This is a genomic window from Streptomyces sp. NPDC051976 (assembly GCF_040680795.1).
Taxonomy (GTDB): domain Bacteria; phylum Actinomycetota; class Actinomycetes; order Streptomycetales; family Streptomycetaceae; genus Actinacidiphila.
This window is the reverse complement of sequence record NZ_JBFAXL010000024.1, coordinates 81436-96545: the sequence shown is the minus strand read 5'-3', so window position 1 is coordinate 96545 and position 15110 is coordinate 81436. Positions and strand designations below refer to the sequence as shown.

The following is a 15110-nucleotide window of genomic DNA, read 5'->3' as shown; positions in this document are numbered from 1 at the left end:
GTTGGCGTCCCCGGGCGCCGGCGTCAGATGCGCAGCGCGGCGCTGAGCCTGCCCGCCGCGATCGCCCGCCGCGCGTCGTCGGGGGCCAGCAACCGCAGCGCGTGCCGGTGGATCTCCGCGTCGTACGGGGCGTGCTCGCCGTACCGCAGGACCTGCTCCGGCTGCCCGCTCGCCAGGACCGCCTCGCGGACGACGACCTCCAGATGCTCACGCCACTCCACCACACCCGGCGCCTCGGACAGCGGCAGCAGCGGACCGCGGTAGAGCTGGAGGGCGGTGGCCGTGTCGCCGCGCTCCAGCGCCCGCAGCACCTCCACCGCGTCGCAGGCGACCGGCGCCGTCAGCGCGTATCTGCGCACCGCCACACCGCCGTTCAGTGCCCGCCGCAGATGCGAGACCTCCGCCTTGACGGTGGAGGCGGTGACCGCGCGGTCGCCGTACAGCGCGGCGCGCAGCCGCTCGGGTGCCAGGCCGCCCGGCTCCAGCGCCAGCAGCGCCAGGATCTCCAGCTGCCGGGGCCGCAGCGGCAGCGGCAGGTCGCCGCTCGACGCCTGCGCGGCGCCCAGGCAGTTCAGCCGTACGGTGCCCGGCCCCGCTGCTCGGTCCACGCCGGGGCCGGGGCGCAGCCGCGCCTCGATCGCCGACGCCAGACTGCGCACCGTCGGCAGTGCCAGCGGGTGCGAGCGGTCCCATGTGGTAGACAGGTCGAGCACGCCCAGCACCCGGCCGTCGGGCGTGCGGATCGGCGCGCAGTAGCAGACCCAGCCGTGCAGCGCCGCCACGAGGTGCTCGGCCGAGAAGACCGTGCTCGGGCGGCCGCTGCGCAGGGCCAGCGAGAGCGCGTTGGTGCCCATCGCGCGCTCGTCCCAGCGGCCGCCGGGAGCGAAGTTGACCTGCTCCGCCCGGCGCCGCATCACCCTGCCGCCGCACGTCCACAAGATGGTGCCCGACTCGTCGGTCACCGCGGCCACGAACCCCGCGTCCTCGGCGATGCTGTGCAGTTCGTCGGCGAGATCGGTCACCGGGCGGTGCAACGGCGAGTCGTACCAGCGCGGATGGACCTCGCCGTCCTCGGAGACCGGGGCGCTGTCCCGGCCGGGGTCCACCGTCCCGACGCAGCGCCGCCACGACTCGGTGACCTCGCGCCGGAGCGGCGCGGTCGCGGCCGGATGCCGGGCCGCCGTCTTCAACTGCGGTACACGGCGCGCCCATTCGTGTTCCAGTACGGTACGCCGCTGCCGGAGTGCACCATGCTCTGACATTGTCTTCCCGACTTCTTCGTCGTCACTTCATCGTCATCGACGTGCAGGTCCGGGCGCCGGCGGCACTGTCTCCTGGACAGGCGCCGTGATCCGCATCATAAGCGGACACCTCGGTCTCGGGAAGGCCGCTGTCGGGCCCGTCCGGTGCTCTCCCGGAGGCCGGTGAGCGGGGTGCCTGGCGGGGTGCCTGGCGGGGCGTCCGACGGGGTGCCCGACGGGACGTCCAGCGTGACGTCCGAATCACGCCAGCACAGGCGGTTCCGGCGGACCAGGCTCGAAGGTGCGGCGCCCGCTGCCGCGGGAGAGGCGGCCCGGAACACAGGCCGCGGCTCCTCACGCCGGGGCGGCGTGCCCCACATCGCACCTTCGGAGGTCTTCGCATCATGACCGACACCCTCGCGCCACGCGACGCCCCCGCCGCTCGGGTCGCGGCCGTCGACTGGGCCGAACTCACCGCCGAACTCGACGAGTTCGGCAGCGCGCTCACCGCCCGCCCGCTTCTCTCCCCGCGGGAGTGCCGCGACCTCGCCGCGCTCTACGGCGACACCGCGCGGTTCCGCTCGACCGTCGACATGGCCAGGCACCGCTTCGGCTCCGGCCAGTACCGCTACTTCGCCGAGCCGCTGCCCGACCCCGTGCGGGAGCTGCGCGCGGCCTTCTACCCGTACCTTCTCCCCGTCGCCCGCGACTGGGCCGCCAAGCTCGGGCGCCCCGCGCCGTGGCCCGACACCCTCGAGAAGTGGCTCGCCATCTGCCACCGCGCCGGCCAGCCCCGTTCCGCCCAGATCCTGCTCCGCTACGGCCCGGGCGACTGGAACGCCCTGCACCGCGACCTGTTCGGCGACGCCGTCTTCCCCCTCCAGGTCGTGATCGGCCTCGACGCGCCCGGGACCGACTACACCGGCGGCGAGTTCCTCATGACCGAGCAGCGCCCGCGGGCCCAGTCCCGCGGCTCGGCCACCCTCCTCCCGCAGGGGCACGGCCTGGTCTTCACCACCCGTGACCGTCCGGTGCGGTCGGCGCGGGGGTGGTCGGCGGCGCCGATGCGGCACGGGGTGAGTACGGTGCGGGCCGGGCGTCGGCACACGCTCGGCCTGGTCTTCCACGACGCCGCGTGAACCGGGGGCGGGTCGGGACGAGCGGGTGGAGGAAGGAGGGTCTCTGATGGGTGGGTACAGGTTGGTCGGCGCGGACGGGGAGCCGTATGTGAGTGCCGTTCCGGGGGTGTTCGGGGGGCATCGGCGGGGGAGGTTGTACGGGCGTCTGGACTGTCCTTCCGCGTTGCGGGCGCTCGCGCGGGGCCCGCACTACGCACGGCAGCGGGTCTTCTTCGCCGACGAGTCGGCTGCCGTGGCCGCCGGGTACCGGCCGTGTGCGGTGTGTCTGCCCGCGCGGTACCGGGAGTGGCGGGCGGGGCGTTCGCGGGCGGCGGGTGAGGTGCCGGTGCCGCACACCGAGGCCGAACTCGGCTCGCTTCTCGCACAGTTGGGGGCCGCTCCCCGGATGGTCTCCGTGGGACACGGTCGGGATGCGGCCTCTTGTGCCGCCGCGCGGGCCTTCGTTGAGGCGTGGGAGGCGCGGGGGCGGGATGTGCTGGCGGTTGTCGACTGGCCCGAGGATGCCGCTTCCTGGCTGCGGGCGGCGACCCGGCTCACCGCGGGGGCGCCCGATGCCTGGGTGCTGGCGGGGGCTCCGGTCGGGGTAGGGCGTCTGGTGCGGCGGTTGCGGCAGTCCACGGATTGGGACCCGGCCCGTACGTACGGATTCGCCAGCCTGGCCACCACCCGCCTCGTCCGCCTCGCGGGCGCACCCGCCGTGCACGGCCTGCGCGGCGCCGATGCCGACGGCGGCACCTGGGAGATCCGCAACGGCTGGGTCACCCACCTGCTCCCGGTCTGAGGTGTCAGACGCGGAGGACCTGGGGGCCCAGGAGGGTGTACCGGTGGGCCTCGGCCGACGAGAGGCCCGTGTCGGTGACGATGGCCTCGAAGTCCGCCACCTCCGCGAAGCGGCAGAAGCTGCTGGCGCCGAACTTGCTGTGGTCGCCCATGTAGACACGGCGCCGGGCGACCTTCAGGGCACTCGCCTTGACGTCGGCCACGGCGGGGTCGGGGGTGGTGAGGCCGAACTCCCGCGAGATGCCGTTGGACCCGAGGTACGCGAGGTCGATCACGAAGCCGGTCAGCATCGCCGACGCCCAGGACCCGACGGTGGCCAGCGTCCGGCCCCGGACCCGGCCACCCAGGAGCAGGACGGTGGTGTTGTCGGAGTCGGCGATCGCGGCCGCCGTCGACAGTGACGCCGTCACGACGGTCAGTGTCCGGTCGGTCGGCAGCAGCGAGGCGAGGATCTGCGGTGTGTACCCCTCGTCGATGAACACCGTCTCGGCGTCCCCCAGCAGCTTCACCGCCGCCGCCGCGATCCGGCGCTTGTTCTCCACATGCAGCGTGACCCGCTGCGCCAGGTTCGTCTCGAAGCCCGCGCTCTCCACCGGATACGCCCCACCGTGCGTCCGCCGCACCAGGCCCCTGCGCTCCAGCTCGCTCAGATCGCGCCGAACCGTCTCGGGCGCCACCCCGAGGTCGTCCGCCGTCCTGGCCACCTCCACCCGGCCCTCCTGCCGGGCCAGCACCAGGATCCGATGCTGCCGCTCCTCCGCACGCATCACCCGCTCCTGCCCGCCGCCACACCCACACACATAAGGGACGCAGAAGACTTCTACCGCCCCACCAGTGTCATGCGCCGGCCCAGACCGGGCAAGATCCCGCCCGGAACCACCCGCTTCGGTTCCGAAAAACTACCAGCTCACAGCCGTATCCCCTGATCCACCACGGAGCCCCCGCGGCCCCCGCCCTCACGCTCCACCGTCCCCGACTGTGCGACCGCCGTAACCGATCTTGTTCGCCGGGCGAGATCTGGGCGCAACGACCGTTTTCTACGGTGACGAGTGTGGGTTTCGCTCAACCCACCGAAGGGGAGGGTGCGTCCGTGGCGCAAGCCGATGCACGGGACTCTGCCGGCCAGCTCGAAGCCGTCAGGACCGTCTGTTCGTACTGCGGAGTGGGCTGTGGTCTCGTCCTCGACGTCAGCACCGACGCCGCCACCGGGCGGCGCACCGTCGTGCGCGCGTCCGGCGACAAACAACACCCCGCGAACTTCGGAAGACTCTGCACCAAGGGCGCCACCAGCGCCGACCTCCTCACCGCCACCGAAGGCCGCCTCACCACCGCCCTCGCCCGCGACGACCGCGGCGCCGAGCCCGAACCCCTCGGCGTCGACGCCGCGATATCCCGCACGGCCCGCCGGCTGCGCGAGATCGTCGACACCCACGGCCCGGACGCGCTCGCGCTCTACGTCTCGGGCCAGATGACCCTGGAGGCGCAGTACCTGGCCAACAAACTGGCCAAGGGGTATCTGCGGACGAGCCACGTGGAGTCCAACTCGCGGCTGTGCATGGCCAGTGCGGGCAGCGGCTACAAGCTGTCGCTGGGCGCGGACGGGCCGCCCGGCTCGTACCAGGACTTCGAGCGGGCGGACGTCTTCTTCGTCATCGGCTCGAACATGGCCGACTGCCACCCCATCCTCTTCCTGCGGCTGATGGACCGGGTCAAGGCGGGCGCGAAGCTGATCGTGGTCGACCCGCGGCGCAACACCACCGCCGCCAAGGCCGACCTCTTCCTGCAGATCAGGCCCGGTACGGACCTGGCGTTGCTCAACGGCCTGCTGCATCTGCTGGTCGAGAACGGCCACACCGACGACGCGTTCATCGAGGAGTTCACCGAGGGCTGGGAGACCATGCCCGCGTTCCTCGCGGACTACCCGCCCGCCCGGGTCGCCGAGATCACCGGCATACCCGAGGAGGACATCCGCCGCGCCGCCCGGTGGATAGGCGAGGCGGGGGAGTGGATGAGCTGCTGGACCATGGGGCTCAACCAGAGCACGCACGGCACCTGGAACACCAACGCGCTGTGCAACCTCCACCTCGCGACCGGCGCGATCTGCCGCCCCGGCAGCGGCCCGTTCTCGCTCACGGGCCAGCCGAACGCCATGGGCGGACGGGAGATGGGGTACATGGGTCCCGGACTGCCGGGCCAGCGTTCGGCGTTGGTGGCGGAGGAGCGCGACTTCACCGAGCGGCTGTGGGATCTGCCGCCGGGCACGCTGCGCGCGGAGGGCGGCAAGGGCACCGTCGAGATGTTCGCCGGGATGGCGGAGGGCGACATCAAGGCGTGCTGGATCATCTGCACCAACCCGGTCGCCTCGGTCGCCAACCGCAAGACGGTCATCGCGGGCCTGGAGGCGGCCGAGTTCGTCGTCACGCAGGACGTGTACGCGGAGACGGAGACCAACGCGTACGCCGATGTGGTGCTGCCCGCGGCGATGTGGGCGGAGACCGACGGCGTGATGGTGAACTCGGAGCGCAACGTCACCCTGCTCCGGCAGGCCGCCGACGCGCCGGGCGAGGCGCTGCCCGACTGGCAGCTCATCGCGCGCGTCGCCTGCGAGATGGGGTACGCGGACGCCTTCGGGTACACCAGCGCCGAGGAGATCTTCGAGGAGATCAAGGGTGCGTACAACCCGAGGACCGGTTACGACCTGCGGGGCGTGACGTACGAGCGGCTGCGGGAGACGCCCGTGCAGTGGCCGAGTGCTTCGGCGACCGGCGGCGACCGCAACCCGATCCGCTACCTCAACGACGGCGGCGAACACCCCGCGGCGGTACGGGCGGACGGCGCGCGACCGCGGCTGCTCTTTCCCACGGCGAGCGGACGCGCCGCCTTCTTCGCCCGGCCGCATCTGCCACCGGCCGAACTGCCGGACGACGACTACCCGTTCGTGCTCAACACCGGTCGGCTGCAGCACCAGTGGCACACCCTGACCAAGACCGGGAAGGTCGCCAAGCTCAACAAGCTGAACCCCGGCCCCTTCGTGGAGCTGCATCCCGCCGACGCCCAGGCGCTGGCGATCGGGGAGGGCGACCATGTCGAGGTCGCGTCGCGGCGCGGCCGTGCGGTGCTGCCCGTGGTGGTCACCGACCGGGTGCGGCCCGGCGACTGCTTCGCCCCGTTCCACTGGAACGACCTGTTCGGCGAGTACCTGAGCGTCAACGCGGTGACCAGCGACGCCGTCGACCCGGTGTCGTTCCAGCCGGAGTACAAGGTGTGCGCCGTGGCGCTGACGAAGGTGCCCGCGCCCGCGCCGGGAAGGGTCGTGCTTCCGGGACCGCGGCAGGAGCCAGTCGACCCGTCGGCGTCCGGGGAGGCGGGGCCGCCGCCCGGGTCCGCGGAGAGCCCGGCCGTCGGGGGGCCCGGGAATCCGGGCGGTCCGCGGGGCGTGGACGCCGCCACGCTGGGCGCGCTGCTCGGCATCGGGGACCTGGCGCCGCCGCGGTTCGCGGCCGAGGAGCACCTGTATCTGGCGGGCTTCCTGGTGGGGCTGGGCGCGAGCGCGGGTGCGGCCTCGGGCGCGGTGCCGGTACTGCCCGCGTCGGCCCCGCTCGCTCCTGACCACGCGCTGTGGGTGGACGGGCTGCTCGCCGGGATGTTCTCGCGGACCACGCCGGCGGCGCCGCAGCTCCCGCCCGTGGCCGCCCCCGCGGTGCCCGCGAGCACACCGGGAACGGACGTCGTCGTCCTGTGGGCCTCGCAGACCGGCAACGCCGAGGAGGTGGCGCGGACTTGCGCCGAGCGGCTGGCGGCGGAGGGGCACCGTCCGCGGCTGGCCGGGATGGATGACTCCACGAAGGAGGAGCCGCTGTCCGCCGGTACGACGCTGCTGCTGGTCACCAGCACCTTCGGCGACGGCGAGGCACCCGACAACGGGTCCGCGTTCTGGGCCGCGCTCGCCGCACCCGACCACGCCGCGCTGACGGATGTGCGCTTCGCGGTGCTGGCGCTGGGCGACTCCAGTTACGACGACTTCTGCGGCCACGGCCGCCGCCTCGACCAGCGGCTGGCGGAACTCGGCGGCACCCGCCTCGCGCCCCGCGTGGACTGCGACGCGGACTACGACCAAGCCGCGGAGCGCTGGCTGGACGCGGTGCTCGCCGCGCTCGCCGAAGAGGCCGGGCCCGAGGCGGAATCCGGGCCCCCGGCTGCGAAGCCACCGCAGCCGGGCGGCGGCATCGCCTTCCCGCGCGCGGTGATCCGCGGCGACGGCCCCGCCCCCGCCTCCGCACAGCCCCGGCTGCTGGAGGCGTCCCCGTACTCCAAGGCCGCGCCCTTCCCCACGCTGCTGGTGGGCAACCGGCTGCTGAGCCTGCCCGGTTCGGCCAAGGAGGTCAGGCAGTTCGCCTTCGACACCCGGGGTGGTGAACTCGGCGGCCTGTCCTACGAGGCGGGCGACGCGCTGGGTGTCTGGCCCGCCAACTCGCCCGCTCTGGTGGCCGACTGGCTGGCCGTCACCGGACTGGACGCGGACGAGCCGGTGCCGGTGCCCGGGATGGGCGAGGCGCCGCTCGGCGAAGCGCTGCGCACCCGGCTGGAGATCGCGCGGATCACACCGGAGCTGCTGCGCTTCGTCGCCGACCGTACCCACTACCGGGATCTGCGGCGGCTGCTGCGGCCCGACAACAAGGACGAGCTGGCGAAGTGGAGTTGGGGCCGCCAGGCCGTGGACGTCGTCGGCGGGTTCCCGGTCAGGGCCACCGCCCGTGAGTGGGCCGGGGTGCTCAGGCGCCTGCAGCCGCGGCTGTACTCGATCTCCTCCAGCCCGCTGGCGCACCCCGACGAGGTCCGGCTGACCGTGTCGGTGGTCCGCTACGGCGAGAACCGCGGGGGAGTGTGCTCCACCTTCCTGGCCGACTGCGCGGACGACGGGCCCGTACCCGTCTTCGTCCAGCGCTCCCCGCACTTCCGCCCGCCCGCCGATCCCGGCACACCGATGATCATGGTCGGCCCGGGGACCGGCGTGGCGCCCTTCATCGGCTTCCTGGAGGAGCACCGGGAACGCGGCGCCACCGGCAGCACCTGGCTGTTCTTCGGCGAGCAGCGGCAGGCCACCGACCACTACTACCGCCGGGAGCTGGAGGACTTCCGCCACACCGGCGATCTGCAACGCCTCGACCTGGCCTTCTCCCGCGACCAGCGCAACAAGGTCTACGTCCAGGACCGGATGCGCGAGCACGGCCCCCGGCTGTGGGACTGGCTCCAGCGCGGCGCCCACTTCTACGTCTGCGGCGACGCGGGCCGGATGGCCAAGGACGTCGACGCGGCACTGCGCGAGATCGCCTCGATCCACGGGGGCCTCGACGCGGAGCAGGCCGCGGCCTATCTCAAGCAGCTCGCCGCCGACAAACGCTATGTGCGGGACGTCTATTGAGAGGTTCCCGCGCCGCGGTCGCCGTTGCCCGCCGCCGGATCCCCGGCGGGGCCCGCGCCGTCCGCGGGCCGGCGAAGCTCCACGCAGCAGCGGCCCGCGTGGGGGGCGAGCACGGCCTCGACGCCGGTGGTCTCCAGGCCGCACAGCAGGCCGCCGAGGAAGGCGTGGTTGAGGCCGCAGACCAACTCGGGGGAGCGGGCGGCCAGTTGGTGGAAGGGGCAGTTGAGCAGCCGGACGCCGGTGGCGGCCCGGCGCTCCGGCTCGAAACCGTAGCGGGCGAGCATGTTCTCGCTGACGGTCAGCGAACGCTCGGGGCCGAGGCGGCCGGGGCGGATCCGGTCCCGCTCGGCCGCGCCGGTCTCCTCGCCGTGCTGCCGCGCCGCACGCAGCGCGGCGGCCCGCGCGCCCTCGCCGGGCTCCTCGGTGAGGACGGCGTCGATGAGGATTCCGGCGATCACATCCGGCCTGCGCTCCGGGATGCTGACCCGGATGTCGGCCTCGGTCGGCTCGTAGACCTTCGGCTTGCGGCCGACCTTGCGCGTTCCGGCCGGGCTCTCGTAGCGGGCCCTCAGCAGCCCGGCCGCCACGAGCTTGTCGAGATGGAACGCGGCGAGCTTGGCGGAGATCCCGGCGACGGACGCGGCCTCCTCGCGGGTGACGGGCCGCCGCGCGCGGCGCGCGAAGCCGTACATCCGCCGCCGCTGCGCGTCCGCGAGGACCGCGACGGCGTCCATGGAAGAGTGCGCCCTGGAGGACGCGGGCGAGTCCGGCACGGCGTCCGCGGAGGCTTCTGGAAGACTCGGATCGACTGCCACAACACCAGGATAACGCCTATTGTCATGGGCGTAACCGACAGCGACACGGCTGCTACCCGGCCAGCTTGACGCCTCCACGGAATAAGACCAATACTCGCTAGTGAAATCAATTCTCTAGGAGGGTCTGCCATGGCACCCCGTCCCGGCGCCGCGCTGCGCGTGGTCCATGAGACCGACGGCATCGACATGGCGGCGGCGGAGGACGCGGCTCGCGCGTTCCTGCGCGCGCTCGGCGTCCCCACCGACACGGAGGGGCTGGCGGCGACGCCCGGCCGGATGGCCCGCGCCTACGCCGAGCTCTTCACCCCCCGGGCGTTCGACCTCACCACCTTCCCCAACGACGAGGGGTACGACGAGCTGGTGCTGGCCCGCTCCATCCCCGTGCGGTCGGTCTGCGAACACCACCTGCTGCCCTTCGTCGGCACCGCCCACGTCGGCTATCTGCCGGGGCAGCGGATCCTCGGGCTGTCCAAGCTGGCCCGGGTGGTCGAGCACTTCTCCTGCCGCCCGCAGGTGCAGGAGCGGCTGACCAAGCAGATAGCGGACTGGCTGCAGGCGCAGCTCGCGCCCAAGGGCGTCGGCGTGGTCCTGGTCGCCGAGCACACCTGCATGACGCTGCGCGGCGTGCAGGCCACCGGTTCCACCACCATCACCTCGACACTGCTCGGGACGCTGCGGCACGACCCACGCTCCCGGGCCGAGTTCCTGGCGCTGTCCGGCGTCGCCACCTGACATCCCCGCGGCGGGAGACCGCGGCGGGAGACCCACCACCGCACGCCCACCACAGAAAGCCCACCGAGACCGTGGAAATCTGGATCAACCCCGCCTGCTCCAAGTGCCGTTCGGCGCTCTCCCTGCTCGACGCCGAGGGAGCCGAGTACACCGTGCGGCGCTACCTCGACGACCCGCCCACGGCCGCGGAGCTGACCGAGGTACTGGGCAGGCTCGGCCTGGAGCCCTGGGACATCACCCGCACCGGGGAGCCCGCGGCAGCCGAACTCGGCCTCACCACCTGGCCGCGCGACGCCGAGGCCCGTGAGCGCTGGATCGCCGCGCTCGCCGGGCACCCCTCGCTGATCCAGCGGCCGATCATCACCGCGGAGGACGGCACGACCGTGATCGGCCGTTCCGAGAGCGCCGTCCGCTCCGTCCTTCCGCCGTCCGCCACCCACTGAAGGAGCCACTCATGAGCAGCAGCCCGGCATTTGTGATCGTCGGAGCGAGCCTGGCCGGGGCCTCGGCCGCGAAGACCCTGCGGGAGGAGGGCTACGACGGCCCGCTCGTGCTGATCGGCGACGAGAGCGAGCACCCCTACGAGCGTCCGCCGCTGTCCAAGGGCTACCTGATGGGCAACGACGCCCGCGAGAAGATCTACGTCCACCCGCGGGAGTGGTACGCGGAGCACTCCGTCGAGCTGCGCCTGGGCACTACGGTGACCGCCGTCGACCCGGCGGCGCACCAGGTCACCCTCGACGACGGCACCCGGCTCGACTACGCCAAGCTGCTGCTGGCGACCGGGTCCTCGCCGCGCCGGCTGACCGTGCCCGGCGCCGACCAGGAGGGCGTGCTCTACCTGCGCCGCGTCGGCGACAGCGACCGGCTCAAGGAGGCGCTGCGACCGGGCGCCGCCGTGGTCGTCGTCGGCGCGGGCTGGATCGGCCTGGAGGCCGCCGCCGCGGCCAGGACCGCCGGGGCGGCCGTCACCGTACTGGAGTCGGCGGAACTGCCGCTGCTCGGCCCGCTCGGTCGCGAGGCCGCCCAGGTCTTCGCCGAGCTGCACCGCGCCCATGACGTGGACCTGCGCTGCGGTGTCCAGGTCGCGGAGATCACCGGCGACGCGGGCCGCGCCACCGGCGTACGCTTCGCCGACGGCACCCGTATCGCCGCGGACACCGTGGTGGTCGGGGTCGGCATCACGCCCAACACGGCGCTCGCCGAAGCCGCCGGCCTCACCGTGGACAACGGCATCGTCACCGACGCGGCCCTGCGCACTTCCGCCCCCGACGTCTTCGCCGCGGGCGACGTCGCCAACGCCGAGCACCCGCTGCTGGGCACCCGGGTAAGGGTCGAGCACTGGGCCAACGCCCTCAACCAGCCGCAGGCCGCGGCGAAGGCGATGCTCGGCCAGGACGTGAGCTACGACCGGCTGCCGTACTTCTTCACCGACCAGTACGACCTCGGCATGGAGTACACCGGCCACCTCGGTTCCGGCGGCTACGACCGGGTCGTCTTCCGCGGCGACGTCGCCGCCCGCGAGTTCATCGCCTTCTGGCTCGCCGACGGCCGCGTGCTGGCGGGCATGAACGTCAACGTCTGGGACGTCACCGGCCCCGTACAGGCGCTGATCCGCTCCGGCGCCCGGATCGACGCGGGCGCCCTCGCCGACCCGGACGTACCGCTGGAGTCGCTGCTGGACGACGCGCGGGGCTGACACCGGGCGATCCCCGGGCCAGGTCGCGTCCGCCGGACACGCCCTGGCCCGAAAGGGTGGTCGGGATAACCCCCCTGACGATCAACCGGCCTGCTGGATGGGAGCGGTGGGCCGTACCCGGAACCCTGGAGGGGTCATCGTGCCCCGCCCGGTCCAGGAGGATCTCCCATGCCGACACGCCGCGCCGTCGTGCTGTCGTCCGTCGCCGCCGCTGCCCTCGCCGCCGTCCCGTCCCGGGCGGTCGCGGGAACGCCTCGCGCGAGCGGCGGCGCCGGGCTCGTACGGTTCGGGCTGCCGAAGCCCAGCGGGCCGTATCCCGTGGGGACCGTCCCGCTGCACCTGGTGGACGGCTCACGCCCCGATCCGTGGGTGTCCACCCAGCCGTTCCGGGAGCTGATGGTCAGCGTCCGCTACCCGGCCCGGGACGTCGGCGGACACCCGTACGCGCCGCACATGCTGCCGGGCGAGGCCGCCGGCTGGGTCGAGCTGAACAGCCTCTACAAGGTGCCCGCGGAGCGGGTCGACTGGGCGGCGACCCGCACCCACGCCCATGAGTACGCGCCCGTCGCCGCGCACGGCGGCCCGTACCCCGTCGTCCTCTACTCGCCGGGGGCGGGCGACCCGCGTTCGCTGGGGACCACCCTCTGCGACGACCTCGCCTCCCGCGGGTATGTCGTGGTGACCGTCGACCACACCTACGACGCGTCCGCCGTGGAGTTCCCCGGCAACCGGGTCGAGAAGAGCGTGCTGCTCGCCGAGTTCCTCAAGGTCCAGGACGACCAGAAGAAGATCGGCGAACTGCTGCACAAGACGGAGGACATCCGGGTCGCCGACACCCGCTTCGTCCTGGACGCGCTGCCGAGGGCACTGCCGGGCCGGCTGCGCGCCGCCGCGGACCTGCGCCGGATCGGTATGTTCGGCCAGTCGGCGGGCGGCTTCACCGCGCTGCAGACCATGCACGACGACCCCCGTATCGCCGCGGCCGCCAACTTCGACTGCGTCGTGTCGTACGTGCAGAACGACTCCGACCCGGGCAACCTGTCGTCGGTAGCCGTCGACGGCCTGGACCGCCCCTTCCTGCTCGTGGGCAAGGACGGGAACACCCGCGGCACGGTGCCCTCCTGGGACGCGCTGCTGAGCCACAGCCACGGCTGGTACCGGGGGCTGACGCTGACCGGCGCGGAGCACGTCTCCTTCACCGACCTGGAGGTGATCGTCCCGCAGCTCGCGGGGCCGCTCGGCCTGGACCGCGAGACGGTCGTCGCCAACATCGGCGACATCCCGCCCGCGGAGGCGGTCCCCGCCGACCGCGCCTACCTCGCCGCCTTCTTCGACCGCTGGCTGCGCGGCCGGGACGACGACGGACTGCTCGACGGCCCCTCGGCCCGCTATCCGCGGATGACCTTCTTCGCCTGAGCCGGGCGGCCCGCGGTCCCCCGCCCCGCGGCCCCCGGGCCCGCACCGCCGCGACAAGCGGTGCGGGCCCGGGGGCCGGGGTGTGGAAGGGGCGGTCAGGGTGCGGGGGTGGCGCCCTCACTGACATACGAGACCGGCACCGTCGCGTTGCGGGCCGAGGGGCTGGTGGGCGCGGGGACGAAATAGACCTTGCCGTCGCCGTAGCAGGGCAGGTTGAGCGAGGTGGGGATGGCCACGCGGACGGCGTACCAGCGCAGGGCCACGACCGGCCCGGCGGAGATCGCGTTGCCGAACCCGACGTTGATGTGGTCGGCGAGCTCTCCGGTGTAGCCGGCGTCGGCCGGTGTGGGGACGGCGACGTCGGGCATGACGTCGACGGTCTGGCCCGCCATCGGGTGGCCGGTCTCGCCCGGCGTCACCGGGCCGAAGCAGCCGACCTTGATGACGGCGCCGACGGTGACGCCGTTGACCTGCCCGACGAACAGCTGGTGCGGGGCGATCGGCGCCGGGTCGACGACGCCCGCCGCGGCCGGTCCCGCCGTCGACAGCGCCACCGCGCCGCCGGTCAGGGCCAGTGCGGCGAGCCTGCCGAGGGCGCGGGAGCGGGGTAAGCGGTGCCTTTCCTGGTGGTGCCTGCTGCGCATGTCTACCTCCGAAGTGGCGGATGGGGCCATCGGCGGCCCCACGGGCATGGACCTGGGGCGAACTGTGCGAGCGGTGCAGGAGCAGGAGCACGAGCAGCAGCATGGTAGCGACGCGCGGGGCCGCTGCCGATGGGTTCGCCCGGCCGGAATCGCGTACCGGCCCAGCCGCCGGGGACGCGGGCTCAGCCGCCGGGGACGCGGGCGGGCCGCCCCGCGTCGAGTGGCGGGGCGGCCCGGCGGTACCGCGCGGACGGTACGGGCGCGGCGCGCCGCCGGCCGTCAGTTGGCGGCGATGAACTGGTTGGCCAGCGCCTGGCCGCGCGAGACCGCGTCCGCGTGGCTCTCGATCGGGCTGGCCTGCGAGTTCTTGAACAGGATGTAGGTGACACCGGAGTCCGCGCCGCCGAACTCGGGGTCGGGGTCGATACCGAGCGCCTGGGCGGTGCTGTACGACGCCTCACCGATGATCTTCGTCGGGCCGGTGTCGCCGACGACCGCGTACTCCACCTTGTTGTTGTAGATGACCGCGACGATGCCGCCGCCCTTGATGCCGTACGAGGTGTACTTCCAGATGCTGCTGGTGCTCGGCACCACGACGTACGGGAGCTTGGCGGAGTTCAGCGGCTGGCCGTTGGACTGGTGGAAAGCGGTGTCGTCCTGGAACCACGGGTCGGTGTTGTTGTTGCACTGCGTGGTGACCTGGCCGTCGCAGTCGATGTCCATGTCGGCCTTCCAGAAGACCGCGCCGTTCTTGCCGCAGACGGGGACGGTCGCCGACGTCTCGTCGTCGGTCTTGTACTTGCCGTTGGAGATCTGCGAGCAGCCGGTGACCTTGGCCAGCAGCGCGGCGGCGCTCACCGAGCCTTCCTGGGCGGTGTGCGGTTTCGCGCCGCTGTGGGCGCTGGCGAGGGCGGGGTTGGCGGCAGCGAGGGGTAACGCCGCGGTGGCGAGGAGCGCGACGATCAGGCGACGGCGCATGGGGGGCTCCCTCTGATAGGAAAGTTTCCTTACAGGTTCGCGTCAAAAATGCCGTCATCGTTTACGTGCGTCAACCCCTATGACGGGAGGGGGCACTCGGGCCCGGCCGCCGGAGCCCGATCCCCCATCAAGGGGCATGGATCCAACGGGAACCAACACTTACGAACATTAAACTAAGCAAGTCAACAGGCTCGGTGACCTGGATTCCGCAGGGGTGCCGAGGGCGGGCCGTCGCGCGGGGTTC

At 73.0% G+C, this 15110-nt stretch carries 12 protein-coding genes; 7 read left to right on the top strand and 5 right to left on the bottom strand.

Annotated features, from left to right (window positions below; genetic code table 11):
* Positions 1–23: 23 nt before the first annotated feature.
* Positions 24–1262 carry a GAF domain-containing protein gene (locus AB0M29_RS23475; RefSeq protein ID WP_365385574.1) on the bottom strand — a complete coding sequence of 413 codons (1239 nt, stop codon included), beginning with the start codon at positions 1260–1262 and terminating at the stop codon, positions 24–26.
* A gap of 383 nt (positions 1263–1645) precedes the next feature.
* Here AB0M29_RS23475 and AB0M29_RS23470 point away from each other — a divergent pair, with 383 nt between their 5' ends.
* Both AB0M29_RS23470 and AB0M29_RS23465 read left to right on the top strand, forming a co-directional pair.
* A complete protein-coding gene (locus AB0M29_RS23470) occupies positions 1646–2380 on the top strand; it encodes a 2OG-Fe(II) oxygenase (protein ID WP_365385572.1) in 735 nt (244 codons plus the stop codon).
* A 46-nt stretch (positions 2381–2426) separates the two neighbouring features.
* Positions 2427–3161, top strand: a complete 735-nt coding sequence (locus tag AB0M29_RS23465) for an Ada metal-binding domain-containing protein (RefSeq protein WP_365385570.1) — start codon at positions 2427–2429, stop codon at positions 3159–3161.
* A gap of 4 nt (positions 3162–3165) precedes the next feature.
* Here AB0M29_RS23465 and AB0M29_RS23460 read toward each other — a convergent pair whose 3' ends face one another.
* A complete protein-coding gene (locus tag AB0M29_RS23460; RefSeq protein WP_365385567.1) occupies positions 3166–3927 on the bottom strand; it encodes a DeoR/GlpR family DNA-binding transcription regulator in 762 nt (253 codons plus the stop codon).
* A 323-nt stretch (positions 3928–4250) separates the two neighbouring features.
* Here AB0M29_RS23460 and AB0M29_RS23455 point away from each other — a divergent pair, with 323 nt between their 5' ends.
* Positions 4251–8582, top strand: a complete 4332-nt coding sequence (locus AB0M29_RS23455; protein WP_365385565.1) for a bifunctional nitrate reductase/sulfite reductase flavoprotein subunit alpha — start codon at positions 4251–4253, stop codon at positions 8580–8582.
* Here AB0M29_RS23455 and AB0M29_RS23450 read toward each other — a convergent pair.
* Positions 8576–9316 (bottom strand): transcriptional regulator, encoded by a 741-nt coding sequence (locus tag AB0M29_RS23450; protein ID WP_365385563.1) that lies wholly within the window; start codon positions 9314–9316, stop codon positions 8576–8578. The genes AB0M29_RS23455 and AB0M29_RS23450 overlap by 7 nt on opposite strands.
* Before the next feature lie 210 nt (positions 9317–9526).
* On the opposite strand from AB0M29_RS23450, the gene folE reads away from it, so the two are divergent.
* The 4 genes from folE to AB0M29_RS23430 all read left to right on the top strand — a co-directional run bounded on the left by folE (position 9527) and on the right by AB0M29_RS23430 (position 13244).
* Positions 9527–10129, top strand: a complete 603-nt coding sequence (gene folE, locus AB0M29_RS23445) for a GTP cyclohydrolase I FolE (RefSeq protein WP_365385561.1) — start codon at positions 9527–9529, stop codon at positions 10127–10129.
* A 71-nt stretch (positions 10130–10200) separates the two neighbouring features.
* Complete coding sequence (locus tag AB0M29_RS23440; protein ID WP_365385559.1) at positions 10201–10572, top strand: arsenate reductase family protein; 372 nt, start codon at positions 10201–10203, stop codon at positions 10570–10572.
* A gap of 11 nt (positions 10573–10583) precedes the next feature.
* Complete coding sequence (locus AB0M29_RS23435) at positions 10584–11828, top strand: FAD-dependent oxidoreductase (RefSeq protein ID WP_365385557.1); 1245 nt, start codon at positions 10584–10586, stop codon at positions 11826–11828.
* Between the two features lie 168 nt (positions 11829–11996).
* Entirely contained in the window at positions 11997–13244 is a 1248-nt protein-coding gene (locus AB0M29_RS23430; RefSeq protein ID WP_365385556.1) for a hydrolase, read from the top strand.
* A 95-nt stretch (positions 13245–13339) separates the two neighbouring features.
* Here AB0M29_RS23430 and AB0M29_RS23425 read toward each other — a convergent pair whose 3' ends face one another.
* Together AB0M29_RS23425 and AB0M29_RS23420 are read right to left on the bottom strand one after the other, a co-directional pair.
* On the bottom strand, positions 13340–13888 hold the full coding sequence (locus AB0M29_RS23425; RefSeq protein ID WP_365385554.1) for a hypothetical protein: 549 nt from the start codon (positions 13886–13888) through the stop codon (positions 13340–13342).
* Positions 13889–14167: 279 nt separating this feature from the next.
* Entirely contained in the window at positions 14168–14866 is a 699-nt protein-coding gene (locus AB0M29_RS23420; protein ID WP_365385551.1) for a glycoside hydrolase family 75 protein, read from the bottom strand.
* Positions 14867–15110: the final 244 nt, after the last annotated feature.

Excerpts from the sequence above, each read along its gene's own strand:
- AB0M29_RS23475 (WP_365385574.1), bottom strand. The coding sequence starts at position 1,262 with ATGTCAGAGCATGGTGCACTCCGGCAGCGGCGTACCGTACTGGAACAC.
- AB0M29_RS23470 (WP_365385572.1), top strand. The coding sequence starts at position 1,646 with ATGACCGACACCCTCGCGCCACGCGACGCCCCCGCCGCTCGGGTCGCG.
- AB0M29_RS23465 (WP_365385570.1), top strand. The coding sequence starts at position 2,427 with ATGGGTGGGTACAGGTTGGTCGGCGCGGACGGGGAGCCGTATGTGAGT.
- AB0M29_RS23460 (WP_365385567.1), bottom strand. The coding sequence starts at position 3,927 with ATGCGTGCGGAGGAGCGGCAGCATCGGATCCTGGTGCTGGCCCGGCAG.
- AB0M29_RS23450 (WP_365385563.1), bottom strand. The coding sequence starts at position 9,316 with ATGGACGCCGTCGCGGTCCTCGCGGACGCGCAGCGGCGGCGGATGTAC.
- folE (WP_365385561.1), top strand. The coding sequence starts at position 9,527 with ATGGCACCCCGTCCCGGCGCCGCGCTGCGCGTGGTCCATGAGACCGAC.
- AB0M29_RS23435 (WP_365385557.1), top strand. The coding sequence starts at position 10,584 with ATGAGCAGCAGCCCGGCATTTGTGATCGTCGGAGCGAGCCTGGCCGGG.
- AB0M29_RS23430 (WP_365385556.1), top strand. The coding sequence starts at position 11,997 with ATGCCGACACGCCGCGCCGTCGTGCTGTCGTCCGTCGCCGCCGCTGCC.
- AB0M29_RS23425 (WP_365385554.1), bottom strand. The coding sequence starts at position 13,888 with ATGCGCAGCAGGCACCACCAGGAAAGGCACCGCTTACCCCGCTCCCGC.
- AB0M29_RS23420 (WP_365385551.1), bottom strand. The coding sequence starts at position 14,866 with ATGCGCCGTCGCCTGATCGTCGCGCTCCTCGCCACCGCGGCGTTACCC.